This window comes from Mesorhizobium sp. M1066, from assembly GCF_040318635.1.
Classification (GTDB): Bacteria; Pseudomonadota; Alphaproteobacteria; order Rhizobiales; family Rhizobiaceae; genus Mesorhizobium.
This window is the reverse complement of sequence record NZ_JAMYMR010000057.1, coordinates 1-25,743: the sequence shown is the minus strand read 5'-3', so window position 1 is coordinate 25,743 and position 25,743 is coordinate 1. Positions and strand designations below refer to the sequence as shown.

The following is a 25,743-nucleotide window of genomic DNA, read 5'->3' as shown; positions in this document are numbered from 1 at the left end:
GGATCGGTGGCAACCAGGGTGCCGCCGGTGCTCTGCGCCGCATTGGTCTCGGTCAGCGCGGCGGTGCTGGTGCCGGTGATCACCGCCGCGTCGTTGGTGCCCAGGATGTTGACGGTCACGGTGGTGGCGGTGCCGTCGGCGCTGACGACATTGAAGGTGTCGGTGTAGGTGGTGCCGCCGACGAACTCGTTATGGGCCGAGGACGCGGTGTAGGTCCAGGCGCCGGCCGCATTGATGGCGAAGGTACCATAGGTTCCTATGGTCGCGGCCTGGGCGACAAAGGTCGCCGGGCCGTCGACGTCCGAGATGGTCAGCGTGCCCGATGTCGAGATCGCTGCTGCAGTGTTGCCTTCGGTGAGGTTTCGTACATCGGCCGACAGAACGGCGGCGTCGTTGGTGCCGGTAATATTGACGACGATATTGTAGCTCGTACTTCCATCCGCCGATGTTACCGTCAGAGTGTCGGTAACATGCTGGCCCTGCGTCAATGGGTCGGCAAGCGCCTGATTGAGCGTATAAGCCCACACGCCGGTTGTCGTGTTGAAGGTGAAAGTGCCGTAAGTGCCCAGGAGGCTTGGCGGAGTCTGGAAATGGTTCTGGCCGGCGTCGGGATCGGTAATGGTCAGCTGCCCACTGGCGTTGGGATCATTCAGCGTGCCGTTGGCGACGCCACCGGCCTCGACCACGGTCAAGTCCGCGCCTGGAACGGCGGTGATGATCGCGCCGTCATTGGTGCCTTGAATGTTAACCGACACGCTGGCCCAGCTCAGCGTTCCGTTGCCGAGCTTGATCGCATAGGTGAAGGTTTCGTTGATCTGGACGCCCGCACCCAAAGCCTGCAGACTGGACAAGCCATAGTGCGCCACCAGATACTGGCTGAGGTCCATTTCGACCTTGCCGTTGTTGATGCGAATAAAAACGCCGTCGCCGATGCTTTCCCAGGCTGAAACGCCTGTTGACAGAACGTCTTGGTTCGTCAGGTCAATGGGCGCGTATTGCTTCGTGGCCGTCGATGCGGAAACCCCATCATCCACTGAAAAGAGGGACTTTGCGTTTCCACCCTGGTCGTTGGCCATCACATCGAGAACTATGATGGTTTGCGAACCTGACACGAGGACGACCGTATCCTCGGTGAGATTGAAAACGTCATCCTTTGCCTGCGGCGTGTTGGAGAAAGACGTCGTGGTGCCGCCGGCACCGGTGACCTGAGTAGCCATTTTCAACCCCCTTTTTAAGAACAGATGCCTCATCTGTTCTATCGGCAGTACTGAACGACCGGCTGCTTCCAGCCGAAGAAAAACCGCGCGAATCCGGGGAGGCATGAATTGTCGCCAGGCACACCGCCGCGCTTGGAACAGCCGCCTCAAGCTGGCCATTCGGACGGATATTGACCCGATGCTGCTGGACGCGACGACTGGTCGTCGCGCTACCTTTCCTACCCCAAATTACATCGTCAAACCCGTGGTTACCGACCACAAACTTTAGATGCCTCTTATATTAGGAGATTATTAACTCTTATAGAGAGGAAGCGTCAACGCCCAACTTGGCCGAACAGTTAATAGTCGAGCATAAGGGGAGCCACAGTCACTAGAATCGAGTTGTGATATCGAACAGGCGCACGTCCGATATGAGCCCGGCGGCAGAACGTGCGGCTCAGCGTGACGAGAGCCCGCCAGCGCACCACCATACCAACGCCGCACCTTGATCGCTGCGTACTTCTCGTGCAGCGCGCCAACCCGGCAGCCGGCCAGTTCGCTTGAACGCTGGGGATTCAACTGGATCACTTCACGCGCCGGACAGCAGCACGGTTGGCCCGACCTCGGCGATGTCTGCGCTGGCGAAGCCGCCATTGATGCTGACGGCAAATACGTCGACTTGTGCCTCGTAGGCTGGCGCGGATGCGAGCCGTTCGAGCATCGGACCGATGTCAGTGCGCCCGCCATTGACCTCCTCGAGCATGGGATGCAGTCAAGCGAACTGGCCGCAACACGACCGAGAAAGCTTTGGCTTCGCCGGAGCAGGCGCTCCTTTCGGAAATGTCGGCATAGCGGTATCTATCGCCCTTCGGCAACCGTTCGTCGCTTGTCCAAACCCACCTATTTGCACGCCATTGTACGCCAAGGCTCTACACAGTTCAGAGCACGCTTTACTTCCACGCACAGCCACGTTTCAGTGCCGTCAGATTGTTTTGGAAAGGCGATCGAGGCCGGGTTGGGGTTATTGGCGTAGGCACAGTAGCGGAGGCGCTACGTGCCGAAATTACGCCATTGCCGCCATTCCCCTACTCCCACTCGATTGTTCCCGGCGGCTTCGACGTCACGTCGTAGACGACGCGGTTGATGCCGCGGACTTCGTTGATGATGCGGGTGGCGGCGGCGCCGAGGAAGGCCATGTCGTAGTGGTAGAAATCCGCCGTCATGCCGTCGACCGAGGTGACGGCACGCAGCGCGCAGACGAACTCGTAGGTGCGGCCATCGCCCATCACGCCGACCGTCTGCACCGGCAACAGCACGGCGAAGGCCTGCCAGATGGCGTCGTAGAGGCCGGCCTTGCGGATCTCGTCGAGATAGATGGCGTCGGCCTCGCGCAGGATCTCCAGCTTTTCGCGGGTGATGCCGCCGGGGCAACGGATGGCAAGACCCGGGCCTGGAAACGGGTGCCGGCCGATGAAGCTTTCGGGCAGGCCAAGCTCCTTGCCCAGCGCCCTGACCTCGTCCTTGAACAGCTCGCGCAGCGGCTCGACAAGCTGCATGTTCATGCGCGCGGGCAGGCCGCCGACATTGTGGTGCGACTTGATCGTCACCGACGGGCCGCCGGTGAAGGAGACGCTTTCAATGACGTCGGGATAGAGCGTGCCCTGCGCCAGGAATTCGGCGCCGCCGAGTTTCTTGGCCTCTTCCTCGAACACCTCGATGAACAGCCGGCCGATGGTCTTGCGTTTTTTCTCCGGGTCCGACTCGCCCTCGAGGGCGTCGATGAAACGGTCCGACGCGTTCACCAGAATGAGCGGTAAATTGTAGTGTTCGCGGAACATCGCCACCACGCCCGCGGCCTCGTCCTTGCGCATCAGGCCGTGGTCGACAAGGATGCAGGTCAGCTGGTCGCCGACCGCTTCGTGGATCAACAGCGCCGCAACGGAGGAATCGACGCCGCCCGACAGCGCGCAGATGACCTTGCCCTTGCCGACCTGCTTGCCGATCGTCTCGACCGCGTGCTCGCGGTAGGCGCGCATGGTCCAGTCGCCCTCGATGCCGGCGATGTTGTGGACGAAATTCCTGAGCAGCCGGGCGCCGTCGGGCGTATGCACCACCTCGGGATGGAACATGATGCCGTACATCTTGCGCTCGATGTTGCCGAAGATGGCGAAGGGCGAGCCTTCCGACTTGCCGAACACTTCGAAGCCCTTGGGCAAGGAGATGACGCGGTCGCCATGGCTCATCCACACCTGGTGGCGCTGGCCGGGTGCCCACAGGCCCTCGAACAGCGGGCTGTCCTTTTGGATCTCGACGAAGGCGCGGCCGAACTCGCGATGATCGGAGCTTTCGGCAACGCCGCCCATCTGCACGCACATGGCCATCTGGCCGTAACAGATGCCAAGCACCGGCACGCCGGAATCGAAGACGATCTGCGGCGCGCGCGGGCTGCCGATATCGCCGGTCGAAGCCGGACCGCCGGACAGAATGACGGCCTTCGGATTGATGCGCTTGAATGCCGCTTCGGCCGACTGGAACGGCACGATCTCGGAAAACACGCCGGCCTCGCGGATGCGGCGGGCGATGAGCTGGGTGAACTGGCTGCCGAAATCGACAATCAGGACGGTGTCGGGATGATTGGCTGTTTTCATGGCGAGCGTTTAGAGAAAGAAACGAGTCGGCGCAATGGGTTGCGTAGCCCGACTTTCAGGCTGGTCTGGCATCTTCATGGGATGGTCCCGTCCGAAGGGCGCCGTCGCCGATCGCCCGTTCGAGCCGCATGACGGCGTCCGCCAGCTTCTCGTCGATGACTTCAAGATATTCGGTCCAGTCGCCGACATGCCTGAGATCCGCCGCCCCGTCGGAGATGCCGCGCAGACCGATCAGCGGAATGTCGAACAGTTGGCAGGCGCGCAGGCAGGCGAAGGTCTCCATGTCGACCATGTCGGCGCTAACAGCATCATAGGCCGCGCCGGTGATGATCGCTGCGCCGGTCGACAGGGTCGCCTGCCTGATCTCCGGTATCTTGAAGGGCAATGGCACGGTTACCGGCAGGTCGAGGAAGGGTGTCGCACCCTTTTCGAAACCGAGCGGCGAAGCGTCGATGTCACGGTAGCTGACCGAAACCGCCTGGTAGATCTCCGTCTGCTCCAGCGTCCGACTGCCGGCTGAGCCGAGCGAAACAACGAGATCCGGCAGTGCCTTTTGCGATTTCAGCCAGGAGAGTTCCGCACCCAGCCTGACGCCGGCCTCGACGGGACCGACACCGGTCATCAACGGCGTGAACAGTTGCTTGAGGTGCGGGCCGTATTCGGCCTGCGCCGCCATGACGAAGAGGACGTCCTTGCCCGACAGGCGCGACACTTTACCGGTCATGATGATTTGCTCCTCTCCGCCGGATCATCTGCTTATCTGCACCGCCGCTCGCCGGGACCCGCTGCCTCCGGCAGCTCCCGGCGTTCGGGGCCTTTCATCGTGCCACCGGCACGATGAATTCGCCTGCGGCGAACCGGCCACTCACCCTTCTATGCCATCACGCCCGACCACGGTCATCATGGTGCCGGTCATGGTGGCGATCAGCTTGGCCTCGCCGTCGGCGGCAAAGGCGTAGGCCTGGCCGTCGGCGACGATGATGGTGCGGCCGGGCTTGGTCACCGAGCCGCGGAACAGGAAGCGCTCGCCCCTGCCCGGTGCCAGGAGGTTGACTTTGAACTCGATGGTCAGCACGCCGGAATTTTCCGGCATCAGCGAAAAGGCGGCATAGCCGCAGGCCGAGTCCAGTGCCGTCGAAATGACGCCGGCATGGAGGAAGCCATGCTGCTGGGTGAGTGCCGCCGAATAGGGCATCTCGATCTCGATGATGCCGGGCGTCACCAGCGTCAGTTCGGCGCCGATCGTGGCCATCGCCTTCTGGCGCGCGAAGGAGGTCCTGACGCGATCCTCATAGTCCGGGGCGGGTACGATCTTTGCTGCCATTGCCGCTGCCTTCCTTTGTGCGGATAAGCTTATTGCAGAGGCATGGACGGCAGGCAAATGCTTTTGCTGCACTGCACAATCGACCTGGCCTGCCGGCCGGCGCCGCGCATCCGTCAGGAATTGGATTCAGGCCGATCTGCGTAACGCACATAGATAAAACCCATCGGTGCCGCTGAGCGCCGGCGACAGCGAGATGTCGCCTTTGGCGCCGATGCGTGCGGCTGCCTCATGGCCGGGAAAACGGCTGTCCCAGAGCTGGCGATGGTCGACGGGAACATAACCGCTGTTACGGTCCCGAAAGGCCGCGATCTGCTCACCGTTTTCCTCATCGAACACCGAGCAGGTGATGTAGACCAGCAGGCCGCCCGGTTTGACATAGGCTTTGGCCGCATCGAGGATCGCCGACTGCTCGCCCTTGCGGGCATCGAGCTGTCTCTGCGTCAGCCGCCATTTGGCGTCGGGACGGCGGCGCCAGGTGCCGCTGCCGGTGCATGGGGCGTCGACCAGCACGATGTCCATGTGGTTGCCGAGCGGCGCGAGTTCGGCCGGTTTGGTGACCACCTGCACATTGCGGTTTTCCGAACGACGGATGCGGTCGAAGATCGGTGCCAGCCGTGCTTTCTCCGCATCATGGGCAAAGATCTGGCCACGATTTTCCATCGAAGCCGACAGTGCCAGCGTCTTGCCGCCGGCGCCGGCGCAGAAGTCCAGCACCTGCATGCCGGCTTCGGCCCCGGCAAGGGCGGCCGCGATCTGCGAGCCTTCGTCCTGGACCTCGAACCAGCCCTTCTGGAAAGCCGGCTCGGCCTGCACGTTTGGGTGCCGGCCGTCGCCGTCGATCGGCGGGATGCGGATGCCGTGTGGCGCGATTGCCGAGGGTTTCGCGCCAGTTCCCGTCAGTTCGGCCAGCACCTTGTCGCGATTGGCCTGCAAGGTGTTGACCCTGAGGTCGAGCGGCGGGCGCGTCGCCAGCGCCGCGCCCTCGTCGGCCCAGGTCGAGCCAAAGGCTCGCTCGAAAAGCGGCGCGCACCAGTCGGGAACATCCGCCCGCACCGCGTCCGGCGCGTCGGCGAGCCGATGGTCGGCGATGGCCTGAAGCTCGGCGGCGGTCAGCAGCGGCGGTGCGAACTTGTCGCCATCAAGCGCCTCGTTGAGCGATTGTGCCGTCTGGCCCCATTCGAGCAGCAGCGCGCCGAAGCCGATGGCGCGCGGCGTGTCCTGCCCCAGCAGCCAGCCGGCGGAACGCTTGTGGCGCAAGGCGTCATAGACGATGTTGCCGATCGCCGCACGGTCGCCGCCGCCGGCGAAACGATGCGACAGGCCCCAATCCTTCAGCGCGTCCGCCACCGGCCGGTGGCGCCGGCCGATGTCTTCCAGCACTTCGATGGCCGCAGCCAGCCGTCCGCCCAATCGCATGGTCTTGTTCCGTCACGCAGAAAATTATTCCGGCCCTGCTCTAGAGCGCGCAACCGGCGCGCACAAGCAGGTCGGCCTGCACAACCGCTCTGCTTTCCAACTTTTCTGGTTGCGAATACTCTTCCGGTTGTGATTCGCGGCGCGGAAAAGGTGGACCGGCGGATCGACACGAGGAGAGGGCAATGAAGACTTATCTGGCGGAAGTTCTAGGCACATTTCTATTGGTGTTCATCGGTACGGCTTCTGTGGTGACGGGCGGCTTCGGCGGCGCGCTGCCTCTCGGCCAGGAAGGCATCGGTCTGGCGTTCGGCATCGGCCTCATCGCGGCGGCCTATGCGATCGGCCCGATTTCGGGCGCGCATCTCAACCCGGCGGTGACGCTCGGTGTCTTTCTGGCGGGCCGGCTGCCGGCCAAGGACGTCATCCCCTACTGGATCGCGCAGGTCATCGGCGGCGTCCTTGCTTCGCTGGCGTTGTGGATCATCGTTTCCGGCCAGGTTGGCGGACACACGACCGGCTTCGGCGCCAATGGCTGGGATGTGACGAAATGGGGCGTCAGCTCGGCATTTCTGTGGGAAGTGATCGGCACCTTCACCTTCGTCACCGTGATCCTTGGCGTCACGGCTGAAAAGCACTCGACCGCGTTCGCCGGACTGGTCATCGGCCTGACGCTGGCAGGATTGCACTTCGCCATCATCCCGGTGACCGGAACGTCGCTCAACCCGGCCCGCTCGATCGGCCCGGCGCTGTTTTCGGGAACTGCCGCGATCGGCCAGCTCTGGCTGTTCATCGTTGCACCGCTGATCGGCGGCGCCATCGCCGGCGTGGTTGCGAAGGCGCGGGTGTTTGAGAAGGATTGAGCTTTGGAGGGTTGAATACGAAGGCGCGGGCCAGGCCCGCGCCTGAGTGATTGGCACAATAGACCCGCCAGGCCTCCCCAATCACGGCTTGGATAGGCGCGGCCTTAGATGGGAGCTTTGCGCCCCATCTCGGTCGTTGAGGTTAGTGTTGCCAATGCCTGAGAGCCGACACCGCAGACAGTAGGCTGCAGGTGCGTGCGCGCGTAAGAACGGTGCTCTCAACGTGACACTGCTAAACAAGGGCGGGACGAAACGCAAAGCGCATTGTTGTCAACGCGACAAATGACTGTCGCGAAGGAAGGTCGAGGCTCGCTGAGGTTCGGTGGGGCGGGCGACCTAAATACGACTAACAGAAGCTATCGAGCACGCCAGTTCTTTTTCCGTGAACGGCTTGCTGAGAACGTTCATCTCGCGAGCGCCCGGTAGTTCGGCATAGCCCGTCGCTATAATGACGGGGATTTTCGGCCACTTGGTTTTCATTGCGTCCGATAGCTGCAGGCCGGTCATCTTTGGCATCGCATGGTCCGTTATGACGAGGTCGAACGGCTGCTCCTCCAGCAGGTCAAGGGCTGCTGCGGCCGAATGCGCCTCGGTAACGGCATGCCCAAGATCCTCAAGCATCGCGGCGGTGTTCAACAGCACTAGAACGTCGTCATCCACTGCCAGAATCCGGAGAGAGGCAGCCTCGGCGGTTTTCGGGCTGAGGGCCTCCTGCTCCCGCGCGCGGCCTGATGTCGCGGCAGCCACTGGCAGCCACATTTCCGCAGTCGTGCCTGCTCCCTTGTGGCTGATGAGAACCAGGCGCCCGCCCATCTGTTCCGTCATCCCGTGCACCATCGACAGACCCAGTCCCGTCCCTTTGCCAACTCCTTTTGTGGTGAAGAACGGTTCTGTCGCGCGGGCAAGCGTTTCCTCGTCCATTCCTTCGCCACTGTCCATTATTGAAAGGCAGACATATTCGCCTGGCGCCAAGCCAGCGCCACGCCTTTCACCAATCCGTTCCTGCCGGGCGGAAATCAAGATCGTTCCCCCGTCAGGCATGGCATCCCTGGCGTTAACGCATAGATTCAGCAATGCGAGTTCGATTTGGCTCTCATCAATCATGACCTGATTGAGGGAAAGGGGAAATTTTGTCTGTATACTCGCCCTTGAGCCTAGCGATCGCTCTAGCAACTCCTTCATTCCCTGTATCAAGCTAATTATGTCAACGGGTCTTGGATCGAGTTGCTGTCGCCGCGCAAAAGCCAGCATGCGCTGCGTCAACGAGGCACCCCGTTGCGCACCGAGCACGGCATTGTCGAGGAGACGCAACAGCTGTGGATCGTCGGGCAGCCGTTTGCGAAGGAGTTCAAGACTGCCCAAAACCGCCATCAGCAGATTGTTGAAGTCGTGAGCCACGCCGCCCGTCAGCTTGCCGATCGCATCCATTTTCTGTGAATGAAAAAGGGCTTCACGTGCCTGATCCAGTGACTCCTGCGCCTTCTTCCGCTCTGTGATGTCGCGGGTAATCTTCGCAAAACCCAGAAGCTCGCCATTGTCGTGCCGTATCGAGTCAATGACCACGTGGGACCAGAACGCGGTGCCATCCTTGCGGATGCGCCAACCTTCCCGCTCAACTCGACCCTCACGCGCGGCGGTCTCCAGCGCGCTTTGCGGACCGCCTCGCTCGCGATCCTCGGGCGTATAGAATTGGGAAAAATGCTTCCCGATGATTTCGTTCGCCGAATAGCCTTTGATACGCTCGGCGCCTGAGTTCCAGCTCGTAATTATCCCTTGTGGATCGAGCATATAGATCGCGTAGTCCGTGACGCCTTGGACCAGACGTTGGAACTGCTCCTGGCTTTTGCGGAGTTCCTCCTCCGCTTTCTTTTGTTCGGTCAGATCACGGCTGACTTTGGCAAAGCCGGCCAGGTTGCCGCCTGGATCGCGGATGGGATCGATCACAATGTGAGCCCAGAAACGATTCCCGTCGCTTCGGACCTGCCAGCCTTCGCTCTCGAACTTGCCCTCACGGGCTGCTGTCTCCAGAGCACGCGCGGGCAGGCCGGAGTCCCGATCCTGCGGTGTGTAAAACCGGGAAAAATGCTGGCCAATGATCTCGCGGGAAGCATAGCCTTTGAACCGCTCGGCGCCCGCGTTCCAGCTCGTCACGATCCCGGAAGGATCCAGCATGTAGATCGCGTAATTGGTAACGGCCTGGACGAGAACGCGGTAGCGATCCTCATCGGCTGGATTGACGGTCCCTTGAATCATTCCCCCATCCGTTTACTTCGCTGCAACGGGAGAAAACCGCCGCCGGCCCCTTATGGTTCCACGCTAAATCAAATGAACTGGTGCCGACGGACATGTGGTGGACCTCGCACCAGTGTGCATCCCAACTTCGTCCGCCATTTCAAGGAGATTTACTTGCCTCCCAGCAGCGCGCCGATTACTAGAATTAGCTCCAGGAAATCGATGTTTCCCTGGGCCAGGTGGCCAAGCGGTGCAACCGTTCTACATTATTGATGCCCAATGACGGGCTGACAGTTTCTGGTGGAGACTAGGGGCGGAATGGCCGAGCGAAAAAAGCAGCCCGTTGTAAGTTCCGGTATCGCCGGCTTGGACGAAATTCTTCGTGGTGGTCTGCCCGCTTCGAACTTTTATATCGTGCAGGGCGATCCCGGCGCAGGCAAAACCACGGCAGCCTTGCAGTTTCTGCGTGCCGGCGTGGCGGCCGGTGAACGCTGCATCTACGTCAGCCTTTCGCAAACCGCTTCCGAACTGCAGGCGATTGCCTCTTCACACGGCTGGACGCTCGATGGAATTCGCGTCGAAGAGCTTTCGGCCTCCGAAGCCGTGAGTGGCGCAGCCGATCAGACGATTTTCCAGACCGCCGACCTTCGCTTGGATGAGACGCGCAAGGCGATCGAACACGCGATCGAAGAATATAAACCACACAGACTGGTGTACGACTCCTTGCTCGAAATCCGGCTGATCACCGGCGATACGCCAAGGTTTAGGCGGGAACTGATCGGCTTCAAAGCCTTCCTGGCCAGGCGGGGCATTGTGGCTGTTTTGCTCGATACCCAAACCAGTGGCGGCGATCACAATGGCGAGGAAATCGAGGGCATCGCCCACGGCGTCATCCGCCTTGATAAATCGCTCGAGGACTATGGTGCGGTGCGCCGGCGGATCGAAGTCAGCAAGATGCGTGGCGTGCCTTATGCCGACGGTTATCATGACATGGCCATTCGCGAGGGTGAAGGCGTCGTTGTGTTTCCAAGGATTGTGCCGGGCTCGCCGCCCGAGGTGACCAAGCCGCAACTGATCAAATCGGGAGTCGAGGCTCTCGACGAGATGTTTGGCGGCGGTCAGGAGTCAGGAACAATAACACTGGTTATCGGTCAGTCCGGAACCGGCAAGTCAACTATGTCGTCTCTTTACGCGACGGCTTCTCTCAAGCGAGGCGAGAGCGTTGCCCTCTTCCTGTTCGAGGAGCGGTTGGAGACCTTCTTTCGCCGCTCCGAAGGGCTCGGGATGGACCTGCGGCAGTTCCACAAGGATGGCCAACTGGTCATCTACGATTTTAGCCCGAACGAAATCTCGCCAGGCGAGTTCGGCCAGATCGTGCAGCAAGTCGTCAGCCGCAACAATACACGTGTGGTGGTGATTGACAGCTTCACGGGCTATCTGAATTCACTTCCCCACCGCGAAAAGGCGGTGCTCGACATCCAATCTCTCCTGAAACATCTCGCGCGTGCGGACGTGCTGACAATGCTCATCGTCGCGCAGCATGGATTGCTCGGGCAGAATGTCGGGATTGACGTCGATGTCAGCTTTCTCGGGGATACCGTGCTTCTACTTCGTATGGCCGAGCACGAGGGCCGGTTGAGGCGCAACATTACAGTCGTCAAAAAGCGCCACGGTCCGCACGACCTCGATGTCCGGGAACTCTTCATTGCAAGCTCCGGGGTTTCGGTCGTTGCCTACAATCCTCTGCCTGAGACGTGAGCGGCACCGATTCCAACGGTCTGGGAACGCTCGATTGGGTGCTCATTTTGGCGCCCTACCGCAAGGACGCTGCTTACACGACCTCCCTGCTGCAGGAGCGCGGTGTTCGGGCTCAAGCGGCCGACCCCGCGGATTTGAACAACCTGCTTGCGTTATCTCCCGGGGTGCTGGTCGTTACGCATGAAGCCTTGGACCCCACGGCCATCGCAACTGTTGCCAGTTTCCTTCAGCATCAGCCGAACTGGTCGGAAATACCCATCGTGATCCTACTCGACCGCGCGGCGCCCCAAGTGCGCGTCCAGGCCGCCCTGAACGCTGCCTGGCCACGTTCACGCCAGATTTTTTACCAACGTCCCGTGGCCGCGTTGGAACTGATCAGCGGGATACAGTCGGCACTCCTCACCAGAGCCCGCCAGCGCGACGTACGCGATTACCTTGAGCGGGAAACCGAGCTGCGCCTCGAACTCAATCATCGGGTAAAAAACATCCTCACAACAGTCGTATCAATCTTTGACATGACACGGCGCGGCGCAACCTCGGCAGCCAGCCTGTCCGAAGACTTCAAGGGCCGCTTGAGAGCCTTGGCGGATGTTCATTCCGCTGTATTTGCGGCCGGCGGCGAGGCCGTACCTTTGACAGATGTCGTGAATTCGGTCCTCGCGCCGTACATTTCCAGCGGACAACACGGCATTACGATTGAGGGGCCCGAGGTGTTGCTTTCGCGCGAGGCCGGCACGACGCTCGCTCTCTCGCTCCACGAGCTTGCAACGAATGCGATCAAATATGGCGGATTGTCCTATCCCGAGGGAAGGATAGATTTGGAATGGAAGATCGCGTCGAGTTCGGAACCAGTTCTGGCGCTGAGATGGACAGAATCGGGAGGACCGCCGGTCGTTCAGCCCTCGCGAGTAGGATACGGCACACGCTATATGCGCGCCGCACTGACCAGCCTGTTTGGAGAGCCTCCTGATCTCGTCTTCGCATCGGATGGCCTGCGTTTCTCGATTCGCGGACTACTCTCCCGCCTTAGCCCGCAATCAACCGAGTAGTGTAGCGGCACCTTGGCTGCTCACCCAAAAGCACGGCATCTCGAGAACATCGAGATTGCTATCAATTGAAGCTGGTTCAAATGTCGACGTGGACGGCCCACCGGTGTTGGATGCCAATCGGGGTTCACAGTCGACGCCGGCCGTTGCCCAGCCACAAAGTTAAGCCAGCCCTCAAGCCGTCGTCTGCGTCACCAGCCCCAGCTCCTCGACCATCGCTTCGCGCATCAGGAACTTCAGCGGCTTGCCGGTCACCGTCATCGGCAATTCGGTGCGGAAGCGAAAACGCCATCTCAGGCAAGGGGCGGTCGTCTGCAGTTCGCTATCGGCTTCCAGGCTGATGAACCCAAGCAGTCCGTTGGCGGCTGTCTCGTGCCGCATCTAATTGCCAACCTGAGCCAGAGTTCATGGTACAAATATAAGAAATATATATGTAAGAAATACCACGATATGGACCGCACCCGTCAAGAATGTTGTTCTTTCAGTACTAAAACTTACGTTGCATATGAACAGCGCTAAAATCAAAAGCACTGTGTCAGTCGCCGGCAGCCCCAGGGTTAACCCTCTTCCCGTCAGCAGGCTGGCGGCTGCGACCGCCGGTATTGTCAAACCAATTGTGGCGCAAGCGGAACCCATCGCGACATTCAAACCGCGTTGCAGTTCATTGTTGAGTGAAGCGCGAACCGACGAAATGGCCTCTGGCATCAAAACCAGCCCGGCGATCAATGCCCCCACAATGCTGTCAGCCTGTGTCACCTGATAGGCAACGAGCGTGTTTTCAACACTTGCGGCGACCTGCTCGGCGAGCATGACAATGCCGATCAGCCCGATCAATAGCAGCAATGTGCCGGCAAACACGCTTTCGTCAGGGGCAGTCCGCAGCGCAACGCCGTGGGCCTGCCCTTCGACAAAGTCTTCTCGGTGGCGGACAGTCTGCGCGAACACAAAACTTGCATAAAGCAGCACCGAAAGCACACTCACAAAGCCAAGTTGAGCTGCCGAAAATGTGCCCGGCCCCGTAGCTTGTGTGTAGGTCGGCAGAATAAGCGTCATGATGGTCAGCGCGATCAGAACCGCCAAATATGCGCTGGTCCCTTGTCGAACAATTGCCTGCTTGCGATGACGCCAGCCGCCAAGCGCAAGACACGTGCCGACGACGCCGGTGGATGCAATCATCACCGTTGAAAAGACGGACTCACGTGCAAGCGTCGGGTTGTTCTCTCCATGCAGCATCATGGAAACGATGATCGACACCTCGATTGCCGTCACGGCAAAAGTCAGCACCAATGTGCCGTAGGGCTCTCCTACACGCCGGGCCACCGACTCGGCGTGGTCGAGCACCACGAAAATGGTGGTGAACATGATCGCACTCGAAAGCGCTCCGACGAGTATCCTGGCGCTCAGCGAACCTTCGTCCGCCGACAGCCCGCCTGCCCTGACTGCAACAGCCATCACCAAGGCGGCCAAGGGCATCGCATAAGAAACCACCGATCGTTTGAAACCACCCATTCAAGCCCCTATGCGCTTCTGCGAACCTTGCGGAAAACCCCATGTGGAGTGTGGAGCGCCTTGGAAAACATCCGGCAGGCCCGACGGCCGGCGTTCGCCCCCTCACAAACAACGCGCTCCAAATGATGCAGCAGGATCGCGACCTGACCGCACCCAGCGCGCCGGACAAACCGAAGCGCCGCCTTCGCTCACGCCGTCTTCTGCGCCACCAGCCCCAGTTCTTCCACCATCGCCTCGCGCATCAAGAACTTCTGCGGCTTGCCGGTCACCGTCATCGGCAATTCGGTGCGGAAGCGTATGTGGCGGGGGATCTTGTAATGGGCGATCTGGCCGGCGCAGAAGTTCCTGACCTCCTGCTCGGTGGCGATCTGGCCGGGCTTGAGCACGATCCAGGCGCACAGCTCCTCGCCATATTTGGCGTCGGGAATGCCGAACACCTGCACCTCCTTGACCTTTGGGTGACGGTAGAGGAATTCCTCGACCTCCCTGGGATAGACGTTCTCGCCACCGCGGATGACCATATCCTTGACCCGGCCGACGATGTTGCAATAACCCTCGGCATCGATGGTGGCGAGGTCGCCGGTGTGCATCCAGCCGTCGCTGTCGATCGCCTCGCGGGTCTTGTCTTCGTCGTCCCAGTAACCCTTCATCACCGAATATCCGCGCGTGCAAAGCTCACCCGGTACGCCGACCGCAACGGTAGCGCCATCGGCATCGACCGCCTTGACCTCGACATGGGGGTGGATGCGCCCGACGGTCGAGACGCGCTTTTCCAAGGGGTCGTCGACGCCGCTCTGGAACGAGACCGGGCTGGTCTCGGTCATGCCGTAGGCGATGGTCACCTGTTCCATATGCATCAGCGACACCACCTTCTTCATCACCTCGATCGGGCATGGCGAGCCGGCCATGATGCCCGTGCGCAGGCTGGAGAGATCGAAGGCGGAAAAATCCGGATGATCCAGCAGGGCGACGAACATGGTCGGCACGCCATAAAGCCCGGTGCAGCGTTCCTGAGCCACCGCCTTCAGCGTGGCGCCGGCGTCGAACCCTTCTCCTGGGAAAACCATGGTCGCGCCTTTCGAGACGCAACCCATCGTGCCCATCGACATGCCGAAGCAGTGATAGAGCGGCACCGGAATGCACAGCCGGTCGTCGGCGGTCAGCTTGATCGCCGAAGTGACGAAATTGCCGTTGTTGACGATGTTGCTGTGGGTCAGCGTCGCGCCCTTGGGGGCTCCCGTGGTGCCTGAGGTGAACTGGATGTTGATGGCCTCGCCCGGCTTCAGCTTCTCCGAGATGCGGTCGAGGCTGTCATGCTCGTCACGCCCGGCCATGGCCAGCACGTCGCCGAAATTGAACATGCCGGGCGAATTCTCGTCGCCCATGCGGATGACGATCTTCAGCGCCGGCAGTTTCTGTGCCTTGAGCTTGCCCGGTGTGGCCTTGGCGATCTCGGGTGCCAGCGTCTCGATCATGCCGAGATAGTCTGACGTCTTGAACTTGGCAGCGGTGACCAGCGCCTTGCAGCCGACCTTGTTCAGCGCATAGTCGAGCTCGGTCAACCGATAGGCGGGGTTGATGTTGACCAGGATCAGGCCGATGCGGGCGGTGGCGAACTGCGTCACCAGCCATTCCCAGCGGTTGGGCGACCAGATGCCGACGCGATCGCCCTTTGCCAGCCCCAGTGCCAGGAAGCCGGCAGCCAGCGCGTCCACCGTGTCCGACAGTTCGCTCCAGGTGAAGCGCTTGTCCTGGTCGACGAAAACGGCGGCGTCGAGCGTGCCGTATTTGCCGACGGTGTCGGAAAACAGCGCGGGGATGGTCTTGTCGAACAGCGGCACGCTGCGTTCGCCAGAGACATGGGCCCTGTTGTCGACGGGTGCGACGAAGACACCGCCAGCACGCGCGCCGCGTCCGCGCAGATTGCTGGCATTCTTCAGCTCGTCGAGATTGACCGGCATCGCTCTCTCCTCCCGGGACTGGCCGAGCCTATCAGCCCGAGGGGGTGGTGAAAATCCCGCCGATGGTCGGGGCCGGGCAACGATACGGCCCACGACGCTTCGGGGCCTTCGTTGGTTGACGAACATCAAAACGCAAAACCCGCCTGGGCGGCGGGTCACTGGCGCAAATCAGCACCATAGCCAAAAATGTACCATAGCTGACTGCACCGGTCAAGGAAATAATTCCTATACAGGAAAAACCCCGGCGCAAAGTTACCGACACCGCAGGACGGACCGCCGTAAGGTTTTGAAGCTGGGTTCGGAGCCCTGAGGGCAGCGGGCGAAGGCCCGCCGCTATCCGGCCGCAGCCGCCATCTTCGCGGCAATGTCGCGCAAAAGCGCCTCATCCGCCGCCGCCCGTGTCTTCTTCGACGCTACCAGACAGGCCTGCGAGCGCAGGACGAGGCCATCGCCCAGCACCTTGAGATGATTGGCGCGCAGCGTCGAGCCGGTGGTTGTGATGTCGACGATGACATCGGCCAGACCGGCCGCCGGCGCGCCTTCGGTAGCCCCCAGGCTCTCGACGATGCGATAGACCTGGATGCCGTGCTTCTGCGAGAAGAATTGCTGGGTCAGCCGCCAGTATTTGGTGGCGATACGCAGCCGCCGGCCATGGCGCTGGCGAAAATCGGCGGCGACGTCGTCGAGATCGGCCATGGTGTCGACGTCGAGCCAGATGTCCGGCACAGCCACCACGACATCGGCATTGCCGAAGCCGAGACGGGCGACGATTTCGGCGCGGGTCTCCCAGTCGGCGAGGTTTTCACGCACCAGGTCCTCGCCGGTGATGCCGAGATCGACGGCGCCCTGGCCGATCTCGCCTGATATTTCGGAAGCCGACAGGAACACCACTTCGACATCGTCCAGACCCTCGACGCGGGCGTGGTATTTGCGCTCGTCGCCGGGCAGGCTGACGGCGAGGCCGGCTTTGGCCAGCACATCCAGCGCCTGTTCTTTCAGGCGCCCTTTGGATGGGACCGCCAGCGTGATCATGGCACCGTCTCCCGCAATGCCTCGATGCGGTCGAGCCAGACCGAAAAGCCGACGCCGGGGATAGGCGTCTTCGCGCCAAGCAAGGTCAGCAGCCGGTCATAGCGGCCGCCGCCGACCAGCGGCCGGTCGCCATTGTCGGCCGCGATTTCGAAAACCAGGCCGGTGTAGTAATCGAGCGGGCGGCCGAAGGCGGCGTCGTAGCGGATTTTATCGGCCGGCAAGCCATGCGTTTCGATCGCCTTGGCGCGGGCAGCGAACTTTTCCAGCGCGACATCGAGCGACAGCCCGGCGCCGGTGGCGAAGGTCTCCAGTGCCTGGGTTGCGCCATCAAGCGGAACGTCGATCGCCAGAAAATCCTTCAGCGCGGAAAAGGCCTCGCTCGACAGTCGAACGCTGCGCAATTCGGCTTTCTCGATCAGCCGCCGGGCAATGTCGGACGGCGCGCGTCCGGCGGACGCCGACAGGCCCGCCTCTTCCATGCCGCTGGCGATATGGGCGGAAAGACCGTCCAGATCACCGTCTAGCACAAGGGCCGCGACCGGCCCGGAGAGCTGGCCATTGCGCGGCGGGTTGGCGAGATCGGCGAGTGCCGCCTCAAGCATCGGCGCCGAGCCGAAGGCGCGGGCAAGGCGCATGCGCCAGCCGCGCGGCAAGCCAAGGGCAGCCAGAACCGCCTCGAAAATGGTCTGGTCGCCGAGCGTGATCGCCAATGCCTGGCCAGGCAGCACCAGCGACAGCAGCGCGTGCGCGTCGGCCACCGAGCGGGCATCGGCTCCAGCGGTATCGCGGTCGCCGAGATCCTCTATACCGGCCTGGAAGAACTCGTTGCCGCCTTCGCGGCGCTGGCGAAACACCTCGCCCAGGTAGGAATAGCGGCGCGGCGTGCCGGCCTGCGAACTTATGTGGTCGAGGCAGACCGGAATGGTGAATTCCGGCCGCAGGCACAATGTCTGGCCGGTCTCGCTTTCGGTCAGGAAGATGCGGCGACGCAAATCCTCGCCCGCCATGTCGAGGAACGGGTCGGCCGGCTGCAGCACGGCAACCTCGACCGCATGCGTGTTGCGTGTGGCGAAGAGGTTAGTGATGTCGGTTGATATTGCGGGGTAGCGGGAGGTCATCGATTGGACGGGCGCGAGGCACCCCCCTCTGGCCTGCCGGCCATCTCCCCCGCAAGGGGGGAGATTGGCAGCTTCGAGCTTGGCGCGCCATCTTCAACACCGGAGATTGGCGAAAGCCTCGACGGCATCCAATCTCCCCCCTTGCGGGGGGTCCGAAGGACGGGCCGAGACCCGTGGCTCGGCCCAGGCAAGCCGGCAGGCCAGAGGGGGGGATTCAAGCGCCACCTTTCGCGCGATCAGCGGCCTGCGCCGCCAATATCTTCTTCACCTCACCAACCAGCTCGCTTTCCGCCACCGTCACCTGCGCCGGGCGCGCGGCGCGCCATTCGGCGTTGTCGGTGATTTCGGCGGACATGCGCGCGCCTTCGATCAAATCCTTGATCTGCAGCTCGCCCTTGGCGCGCTCGTCGCCGCCCTGGATGATGGCGACCGGGCAGCCGCGGCGGTCGGCATATTTGAGCTGCGCCTTCATGCCGGCGCCGCCGAGATACATTTCGGAACGGATGCCGGCGGCGCGCAGCTCCGCCACCATCTTCTGGTAGCGGCCGAGGCTGTCGGTGTCCTTGTCCATCACCAGCACGACGACAGGTGCGATCACGTCCGAGGCATCGAGCTTGCCGAGGTTCTTCAGCGCGGTCATCAACCTGGAGACGCCGATGGAAAAGCCGGTCGCCGGCACAGGCTCGCCGCGGAAGCGGGAAACAAGGCCATCATAGCGGCCGCCGCCACCAACCGAGCCGAAGCGCACGATCTGGCCGTCCTCGTTGGGGATTTCGGCCAGCAGTTCGGCCTCGAAGACCGGTCCGGTGTAGTATTCGAGACCACGCACGACCGAGCGGTCCATGGCGATACGGTCCTCGCCATATCCCGCCGCCCTGACCAGTGCTTCAATCGTGGCGAGTTCGCCGACGCCTTCCTGGTAGATGGCGTTCGAACTGACCATGGAATCCTGGCCGGCCTGTATGGTCCTCGCGGTCGCGAGAAGAACCGCCTCGGCCTGCCCGTTGTTCAACCCCGCGCCCTTGGCGAAATCGCCCTCGCCCTCCTTGCCGCCATCCCAGCGGCCCGGGCCAAGCAAAAGCTTCACGCCTTCCGGCCCGAGCTTGTCGAGCTTGTCGATCGCGCGCAACACCGTCAGCCGGCGGCCGGCATTCTCGTCGCCGCCAAGACCGATAGCCTCCAGCACGCCGTCCAGCACCTTGCGGTTGTTGACCCGGATGATGTAGTCGCCGCGCTTGATGCCGAGCGCTTCCATGACGTCGGCCATCATCATCGCCATCTCGGCATCCGCCGCCACGCCCGGCGTGCCGATCGTGTCGGCGTCGAACTGCATGAACTGGCGGAAGCGGCCGGGGCCGGGCTTCTCGTTGCGGAACACCCAGCCGGACCGATAGCTGCGATAGGGTTTTGGCAGCCGCTCATAATTCTCGGCGACAAAGCGCGCCGTCGGCGCGGTCAGGTCATAGCGCAGCGACAGCCACTGGTCGTCATCGTCCTGGAAGGAAAACACGCCTTCGTTCGGCCGGTCCTGATCGGGCAGGAATTTTCCGAGCGCGTCGGTGTATTCGATCAGCGGCTGGTCAGCGGGCTCGAAACCGTAAAGCTCATAGACCGAGCGGATCGTCGCCATCATCTTCTCGACGGCGCGGATGTCCTCGGCGCTGCGGTCGGCAAAACCGCGCGGCAGTCGCGCTTTCGTCTTTTCCGATTTGTCGGCCATGAGTGAGCATCCGGTGTTTCGTGGCGTTGCGGGATAGGAAATTCCTATTCGGCAGCGCGCGTTTCCTAACTGATGCAGCCGGGAGCGGCAAGGGTCGGCACCCAGCACCCCGCTCGAACCTCCGTGAAACAAAACCGCGCCAAAAATGAACAATGCCGACACGAGCGCGGCATCGTGCCGACACAATCGCAGCCGATAAAGCGCTCCGAAATGAGGGGTTCGCGGCCATGACCAGCACAGCAAGATTCCATGCCATCGACAGCGATGCAGGCGAATTGCCAGCACGCCTGCGCCCGGCCGACATCCACGCCCCGAAAATGGTCAGCCAGGCTGCCGGCCCGTTCGAAGTACCCGTCGACACCGGCAAGGGACCATCCATGCGCGACGCGTTGATGACCGGCCTGCTGGTGATCTATCCGACCGTGGCCACGGTGGTGGCGATCGTCGCCGGCCTGGTGCTAGCCAGCGCCAACGGCACCTGAGCCTACTTCGGCCGCCTGAAAGCCTTCCGCTGCTTCTCAACCTCTTTGCGGCAGACGCAGCCCTCGAGGTGGTCGTTGACCAGGCCCATGGCCTGCATGAAGGCGTAGACGGTGGTCGGGCCGACAAAGCTCCAGCCGCGCTTCTTCAGCTCCTTCGAAATCCGCACCGAGACGGCCGTTGTCGGGTTGGCGCGCAGATGCGCGAGATCGACGATCACGGGCCGCTCATCCTTGCCGGGTTCGAACTTCCAGAACCAGGCGGCCAGCGAGCCGAATTCATCCACCATTTCGCGGGCGCGCTTGGCGTTGTTGATGGTCGAGACGATCTTGCCGCGATGGCGGATGATGCCGGCATTGCCGAGCAGGCGCTCGACATCCTTGTCGGTGAAGGTGGCGACCTTGTCGAACTCGAAATTGGCGAAGGCTTCGCGAAAATTCTCCCGTTTGCGCAGGATGGTCAGCCACGACAGGCCCGACTGAAAGCCTTCCAGGCAGATCTTTTCGAACAGCCTGCGGTCGTCGGCCACAGGCCGGCCCCATTCATGATCGTGGTAGTGCAGATAGTCGGGCAGATTGCCGTGCCAGAAGCAGCGCGCGACACCATCAGGACCGGCGAGCAGGCCGGTGTTTTCCTTGTCCATAAGCCAAAATCCGTTCGTTAACGCGCTTTTGCGCGGCATTTACTGCGGCTTTACCAGATTCCTGAACCCGGCGGTAACCACACCAAAAGGTTTACCGACAGTTCCGCATTTTACGCATTCCGATTCATGTTTCGGTTGCTGCTTGCGCGCCAATGATCGCCGAACCGGGAGGACGTTTCCACCCGTTTTGTATCAGACGATCAAGGTGCGTTCCGATGAAGACAGTTCTGTTTCCCGTGCTCGGCGCCGTGGCTGTGTTTGCCGCCGGCGTCACGCCCTCAACCGCCGGCGATCGCTACGCCGACAGGCCGCCGGTGATGGTGAGCCCCGACCTTTCCGCACCCTGGGTGCTGCAGCTTGGCCAGGCGCCCGGCATCGTGCGCCAGAACCGCCAGGTCGTGCAGCAACAACCGCGCCTGCGCGCGGCGCAGCCCGACCGGGTGCGGACGGCAGCGGTGCAGGCGCCTGCGAAACGTGTGGCCACGCGCCCGCAGATCAACCCGATCTACTTGCCGCAGGAAGTCGACTATGAGGGAGGCCAGAAGCCGGGCACGATCGTCATCGACACGACGCAGAATTTCCTCTTCCTGGTCGAGAAGAACGGCAAGGCAAGGCGCTATGGCGTCGGCACCGGCAAGCCGGGCTTCGAATGGTCGGGTACGCACAAGATCACCAACAAACGCGAGTGGCCGGACTGGCGCCCGCCGGCGCAGATGATCAAGCGTGAAGCCGCCAAAGGCCGCTACCTGCCGACCTATCTGGCCGGAGGCATGGAGAACCCGCTCGGCGCCCGTGCGCTCTATCTCGGCACGACCGAGTACCGCATCCACGGCACCAACCAGCCGTGGACGATCGGCGGCGCGGTGTCGTCGGGTTGCATCCGCATGCGCAACGAGGACGTGGTCGACCTCTATGAACGGGTCAATGTCGGAACCACGGTCGAGGTGATATAATAATCCCTGCGAATCACCTGGCCGGCAAAGCAGTCCGCTTTTCGAGGCCAGTTAGGGACAACGGGGGACGGGCCGTATGGGGATGCGGCCGGTCAGGAAGGGCAGCACGGGAAACCGCGCTGCCCTTTCCGTTTTTGAGCAGAAATCGAGGGCAAAGGTCACCCACGCGTCGCGCAACGGGCATAGCGGTTCGCTTTCATGCTGCCCTTTACCGCATTCTTTTGCTATCTCGGTGGCTAGTTCCACAAAAGAGTTCCCCATGCCCCTGTCCGAAGACAGCCGTTATCTCAAGGGCGGCCCGGTCGCCCAGCGCATCATCGCCGCCGTTCGCGAGGACGCAGCAATCGCCAAAGCCGAGGGCTTTCCCCCCAAGCTGATCTCGATCACCGTCGGCGACACCGATGCGGTGGATGTTTATGTGCGCAATCAGCGCGCCAAGGCTGAGCTCGCCGGCATCGATTTCGAGGAGCGGCGCTTTCCCGCCACCATCACGGCAGGCGAGCTGGAAGCGGCCATTCACGGCCTGAATGCCGATCCGCGCGTCACCGGCATCATCATTCAGCGGCCGGTCCCGGTGCATATCCCGATCAGGACGCTGCAGGCGGCGGTGCATCCGCTCAAGGATGTCGAAGGCATGCATCCGGCCTCGATCGGCAACATCGTCTACAACCAGCTCGATCTCGCGCCTTGCACGGCGGCGGCCTCGGTCGAACTGCTCAAGGAAACCGGCCTCGACCTCAAGGGACTGGAAGTCGTCATCGTCGGCCATTCGGAAATCGTCGGCAAGCCGATCGCCTTCCTGTTGATGAGCGAAGGCGCGACGGTGACCGTGTGCCACCACATGACGCGGTCGGTCGCCGCCCATGCAAGGCGCGCCGATGCGCTGTTCGTCGCCGTCGGCAAGCCACGGCTGATCAAGGCCGACATGGTCAAGCCGGGTGCGGCCGTTATCGATATCGGCATCAATTCCGAAATCGGCCCTGACGGCTCAAGCCGCATCGTCGGCGACGTCGACACCGAAAGCGTGCGCGAGGTCGCCTCCTGGATCACCCCGGTGCCGGGCGGCGTCGGCCCGATCACGGTCGCCATCCTGCTGCGCAACACAATGGTCGCGCTCAGCCGCCAGCGTGCGCTTTATGAGGCGACCTACGGTACGGCGGACAGGCTCGCGGCGGAGTAAGCGCGGCGCCCTACTCCGCGGCGATGAGGTTCTCTCCCCGAACGCCTGCCGGCATCGGTCCGCCATAGGCCCAGTCGAGCAGTTTTATCGTGTGCACCACCGGCAGCTTGGCGGCGGAAGCGATCTGGGTGATGCAGCCGATGTTGCCGGTGGCGACGATCGAAGCCCCCGTCGCCTCGATGTTTGTCACCTTGCGGTCGCGCAGTTTGGCCGAGATTTCGGACTGCAGGATGTTGTAGGTGCCGGCCGAACCGCAGCACAAATGCCCTTCGCGCGGCTCGCGCACGATGAAGCCGGCCTTGGCGAGCAGTTCCTTCGGCTGGCGGGTGATCTTCTGGCCGTGCTGCATCGAACAGGCCGAGTGATAGGCGACGACCGTGCCCGGCTTGCGCACCGGTTCAGGCAGGTCGAAGGTCGAGAGATATTCGGTAATGTCCTTGGCCAGCGCCGAAACGCGCGCCGCCTTGTCGGCATAGGCCTGGTCGAGCCGCAGCATGAAGCCGTAGTCCTTGATCGTCGTGCCGCAGCCGGAGGCAGTGATGACGATGGCATCGAGCCCGCCTTGTTCGATGGCGCGCGTCCAGGCATCGACATTCTGCCTCGCAGAGGCAAGCGCGGCCTGCTCGCGCCCCATATGATGAACCAGCGCCCCGCAGCAGCCCTCGCCCGGTGGCACCACGACCTCGACGCCGAGCCGCGTCAGCAGCGAAATCGTGGTGTCGTTGATGGCGGGATCGAGCACCGATTGCGCGCAGCCGGTGAGGATGGCGACGCGGCCTCTTTTGCTCCCCTGCCCGGCATGGATGCCAGGTGAAGCGCTTGGCGATGCTGCCGGGATCGAGGCCGGCGCGAGCTTGAGCATCGCACTGAGCGGCTTCAGCACCGGAACCTTGTCGAACAAGCCCATAAACGGCTTGCCCAACTTCGCCAGCTTGAGCGCCGCGCGAAAACGCTGGGGATAGGGCAGCACGAAGGCCAGCATGGCGCGGGTCAGGCGGTCGGGCAGCGGCCGCCTGTAGGTCTCCTGGATATGGGCGCGGGCATGGTCGACCAGATGCATGTAGTTGACGCCCGACGGGCAGGTGGTCATGCAGGCAACGCAGGACAGGCAGCGATCGATATGGGTGACGATCTCCTTGTCGGCCGGACGGCCGTTCTCCAGCATGTCCTTGATCAGGTAGATGCGCCCGCGCGGTGAATCGAGCTCGTTGCCAAGCGTCACATAGGTCGGGCAGGTGGCGGTGCAGAAGCCGCAATGCACGCATTTGCGCAGGATCTTTTCCGATTCCGCGACATGCGGATCGGCAAGCTGGGCAAGCGAAAAATTGGTCTGCATCGCTAATGTCCTAGGCCATTCGGCCGGGATTGAGGATGTGCTTCGGGTCGAATTCCTGTTTCAGGCGCGCCGCTAATGCGGCAAGCGCCGGCGGCTGCGGCTCGAACACCGGCAAAGCGGCGCGATGCGAAGGTGCGGCACGCACCAGCGTCGCATGGCCGCCGCCATGTTTCCTCAACAGCCCGCGCAGCAGGGCGGCTTCCGGATCGCCTTGTTCCATGCGCAGCCACACCAGCCCGCCCTGCCAGTCATAGAAGGCGCTGACGGCGGCCTGCATGCGCAGCGTCAGGACCATCTGGTGGCACTGTCCCGGCGTCATCGACACCCGCCAGACCGGCTTCTCGCTGTTGTCGGCGAAGGGCCTGCAATCGCGCACATCGCGCCAGATCAGCCGTGAGGTTTCACCGGCAATCTCCTGCAGCGGCCCGGCCTTGCCGAGCAGCGTTTTCAGCGCGGCGATGCGGTAGGCGACTGACGGGCCGAAACCCTCGACACGCAGCAGCGTTGCGGCCTCGCTGCCGAGACTGCCGCCGGCAACGCGCGCGGCGATCCGCTCCGGCAGGTGGGCGGCACTCGACACCTCAGCACTCGAGCCAAGCGCCAGGGCCATGGCTGTGGCAGCGGCATCATCAAGCAGGCCACGGATGGCGAGCGTGACTTCGGTCTCGGCTGCCGGAAGCACCTTGAAGGTGACGTCGGTGAATACGGCCAGCGTACCCCAGCTGTTGGCCATCAGCTTCGACATGTCATAGCCGGTGACGTTCTTGACCACGCGGCCACCCGACTTGAAGGCCTCGCCGCGACCGGACACCACATTGATGCCCAGGACATGATCGCGCGCCGCGCCCGCCTTCAGCCGGCGCGGACCGGAAAGGTTCGCGGCGAGCACACCGCCGATTGTGCCTTTGCCAGCTTCGCCGCCGAGCAACGGGCCGTAGTCCATCGGCTCGAAGGCAAGCTGCTGGCCATTTTCCGTCAGCAGCTTTTCGATCTCGGCCAGCGGCGTGCCTGCTTTTGCCGACAGCACCAGTTCAGCCGGTTCATAGAGCGTGACGCCAGAGAGTTTCGACAGGTCGAGCGTGTGTTCGGTTTGCAGCGGCCGGCCGATGCCACGCTTGGAGCCGTGGCCGAGGATTTCCAGCGGCGAGCCTTCCGCCACTGCCCAGGCGACGGTGGAGAGGACTTCGTCTGACGTGGTTGGGGTGAAGGTGGTCATGGGTATCTCTGGTTCCTCGCCCCCCGCAAGGCGGGGGAGAGCGACTATCTGGGGTGTCAAGTTGCAATTACGAACTCGTTGCGCGCATCGCGTGCTTTTGCATTGAGGATGACCA

22 protein-coding genes are annotated in these 25,743 nt (G+C 62.4%); 6 read left to right on the top strand and 16 right to left on the bottom strand.

Annotation, left to right across the window (positions count from 1 at the left end; genetic code table 11):
- From NKH52_RS32910 to NKH52_RS32885, 6 genes are all read right to left on the bottom strand, one after another.
- On the bottom strand, window positions 1-1,250 hold a 1,250-nt coding region (locus NKH52_RS32910), incomplete at its 3' end, for a VCBS domain-containing protein (protein ID WP_352736391.1).
- Window positions 1,251-1,785: 535 nt separating this feature from the next.
- The gene (locus NKH52_RS32905) at window positions 1,786-1,959 is read right to left on the bottom strand and encodes a M81 family metallopeptidase (RefSeq protein ID WP_352736392.1); all 174 of its coding nucleotides are present in this window, start codon (window positions 1,957-1,959) and stop codon (window positions 1,786-1,788) included.
- A gap of 322 nt (window positions 1,960-2,281) precedes the next feature.
- On the bottom strand, window positions 2,282-3,844 hold the full coding sequence (gene guaA / locus NKH52_RS32900) for a glutamine-hydrolyzing GMP synthase (RefSeq protein ID WP_352736393.1): 1,563 nt from the start codon (window positions 3,842-3,844) through the stop codon (window positions 2,282-2,284).
- 55 nt (window positions 3,845-3,899) lie between these two features.
- Window positions 3,900-4,568 carry a 5'-methylthioadenosine/S-adenosylhomocysteine nucleosidase gene (locus NKH52_RS32895; RefSeq protein WP_352736394.1) on the bottom strand — a complete coding sequence of 223 codons (669 nt, stop codon included), beginning with the start codon at window positions 4,566-4,568 and terminating at the stop codon, window positions 3,900-3,902.
- Between the two features lie 141 nt (window positions 4,569-4,709).
- Window positions 4,710-5,168 carry a PaaI family thioesterase gene (locus NKH52_RS32890; protein WP_013530371.1) on the bottom strand — a complete coding sequence of 153 codons (459 nt, stop codon included), beginning with the start codon at window positions 5,166-5,168 and terminating at the stop codon, window positions 4,710-4,712.
- Between the two features lie 126 nt (window positions 5,169-5,294).
- A complete protein-coding gene (locus NKH52_RS32885; protein ID WP_352736395.1) occupies window positions 5,295-6,584 on the bottom strand; it encodes an RsmB/NOP family class I SAM-dependent RNA methyltransferase in 1,290 nt (429 codons plus the stop codon).
- A 182-nt stretch (window positions 6,585-6,766) separates the two neighbouring features.
- Between NKH52_RS32885 and NKH52_RS32880 the strand changes: the two genes are divergently transcribed.
- A complete protein-coding gene (locus NKH52_RS32880; RefSeq protein ID WP_023809011.1) occupies window positions 6,767-7,444 on the top strand; it encodes an MIP family channel protein in 678 nt (225 codons plus the stop codon).
- Window positions 7,445-7,780: 336 nt separating this feature from the next.
- On the opposite strand, the gene NKH52_RS32875 is transcribed toward NKH52_RS32880, so the two are convergent.
- Window positions 7,781-9,697, bottom strand: a complete 1,917-nt coding sequence (locus tag NKH52_RS32875; protein WP_352736396.1) for a hybrid sensor histidine kinase/response regulator — start codon at window positions 9,695-9,697, stop codon at window positions 7,781-7,783.
- 297 nt (window positions 9,698-9,994) lie between these two features.
- Here NKH52_RS32875 and NKH52_RS32870 point away from each other — a divergent pair, with 297 nt between their 5' ends.
- Together NKH52_RS32870 and NKH52_RS32865 are read left to right on the top strand one after the other, a co-directional pair.
- Window positions 9,995-11,434, top strand: coding sequence for a DUF7125 family protein (locus NKH52_RS32870; protein ID WP_352736397.1), 1,440 nt, complete (start codon window positions 9,995-9,997; stop codon window positions 11,432-11,434).
- Window positions 11,431-12,483, top strand: a complete 1,053-nt coding sequence (locus tag NKH52_RS32865) for a sensor histidine kinase (RefSeq protein ID WP_352736398.1) — start codon at window positions 11,431-11,433, stop codon at window positions 12,481-12,483. Before NKH52_RS32870 ends, NKH52_RS32865 begins: the two co-directional genes overlap by 4 nt.
- 171 nt (window positions 12,484-12,654) lie before the next feature.
- On the opposite strand, the gene NKH52_RS32860 is transcribed toward NKH52_RS32865, so the two are convergent.
- The 6 genes from NKH52_RS32860 to hisS form a co-directional block, all read right to left on the bottom strand.
- Complete coding sequence (locus NKH52_RS32860; RefSeq protein WP_352736399.1) at window positions 12,655-12,861, bottom strand: hypothetical protein; 207 nt, start codon at window positions 12,859-12,861, stop codon at window positions 12,655-12,657.
- 24 nt (window positions 12,862-12,885) lie between these two features.
- Window positions 12,886-13,989, bottom strand: coding sequence for a calcium:cation antiporter (locus tag NKH52_RS32855; RefSeq protein ID WP_352736400.1), 1,104 nt, complete (start codon window positions 13,987-13,989; stop codon window positions 12,886-12,888).
- A 188-nt stretch (window positions 13,990-14,177) separates the two neighbouring features.
- Window positions 14,178-15,950, bottom strand: coding sequence for an AMP-binding protein (locus NKH52_RS32850; RefSeq protein WP_352736401.1), 1,773 nt, complete (start codon window positions 15,948-15,950; stop codon window positions 14,178-14,180).
- A gap of 333 nt (window positions 15,951-16,283) precedes the next feature.
- Window positions 16,284-16,982: an ATP phosphoribosyltransferase gene (gene hisG, locus NKH52_RS32845; protein ID WP_352736402.1), complete on the bottom strand. Its 699-nt coding sequence runs from the start codon at window positions 16,980-16,982 to the stop codon at window positions 16,284-16,286.
- A complete protein-coding gene (locus NKH52_RS32840; protein WP_352736403.1) occupies window positions 16,979-18,100 on the bottom strand; it encodes an ATP phosphoribosyltransferase regulatory subunit in 1,122 nt (373 codons plus the stop codon). Before NKH52_RS32840 ends, hisG begins: the two co-directional genes overlap by 4 nt.
- A gap of 214 nt (window positions 18,101-18,314) precedes the next feature.
- Window positions 18,315-19,820, bottom strand: a complete 1,506-nt coding sequence (hisS, locus tag NKH52_RS32835; RefSeq protein WP_352736404.1) for a histidine--tRNA ligase — start codon at window positions 19,818-19,820, stop codon at window positions 18,315-18,317.
- A 227-nt stretch (window positions 19,821-20,047) separates the two neighbouring features.
- On the opposite strand from hisS, the gene NKH52_RS32830 reads away from it, so the two are divergent.
- Window positions 20,048-20,302, top strand: coding sequence for a hypothetical protein (locus NKH52_RS32830; protein ID WP_352736405.1), 255 nt, complete (start codon window positions 20,048-20,050; stop codon window positions 20,300-20,302).
- A gap of 2 nt (window positions 20,303-20,304) precedes the next feature.
- Here NKH52_RS32830 and NKH52_RS32825 read toward each other — a convergent pair whose 3' ends face one another.
- The gene (locus NKH52_RS32825; RefSeq protein ID WP_352736406.1) at window positions 20,305-20,943 is read right to left on the bottom strand and encodes a DNA-3-methyladenine glycosylase I; all 639 of its coding nucleotides are present in this window, start codon (window positions 20,941-20,943) and stop codon (window positions 20,305-20,307) included.
- 215 nt (window positions 20,944-21,158) lie between these two features.
- Between NKH52_RS32825 and NKH52_RS32820 the strand changes: the two genes are divergently transcribed.
- Together NKH52_RS32820 and NKH52_RS32815 are read left to right on the top strand one after the other, a co-directional pair.
- Window positions 21,159-21,896 (top strand): L,D-transpeptidase, encoded by a 738-nt coding sequence (locus NKH52_RS32820; protein WP_352736407.1) that lies wholly within the window; start codon window positions 21,159-21,161, stop codon window positions 21,894-21,896.
- Window positions 21,897-22,155: 259 nt separating this feature from the next.
- On the top strand, window positions 22,156-23,076 hold the full coding sequence (locus NKH52_RS32815; RefSeq protein ID WP_127292743.1) for a bifunctional 5,10-methylenetetrahydrofolate dehydrogenase/5,10-methenyltetrahydrofolate cyclohydrolase: 921 nt from the start codon (window positions 22,156-22,158) through the stop codon (window positions 23,074-23,076).
- 10 nt (window positions 23,077-23,086) lie between these two features.
- Here NKH52_RS32815 and glcF read toward each other — a convergent pair whose 3' ends face one another.
- Entirely contained in the window at window positions 23,087-24,412 is a 1,326-nt protein-coding gene (gene glcF, locus NKH52_RS32810; RefSeq protein WP_352736408.1) for a glycolate oxidase subunit GlcF, read from the bottom strand.
- Between the two features lie 10 nt (window positions 24,413-24,422).
- Window positions 24,423-25,628 carry a glycolate oxidase subunit GlcE gene (glcE, locus tag NKH52_RS32805; protein ID WP_352736409.1) on the bottom strand — a complete coding sequence of 402 codons (1,206 nt, stop codon included), beginning with the start codon at window positions 25,626-25,628 and terminating at the stop codon, window positions 24,423-24,425.
- Window positions 25,629-25,743 lie beyond the last annotated feature (115 nt).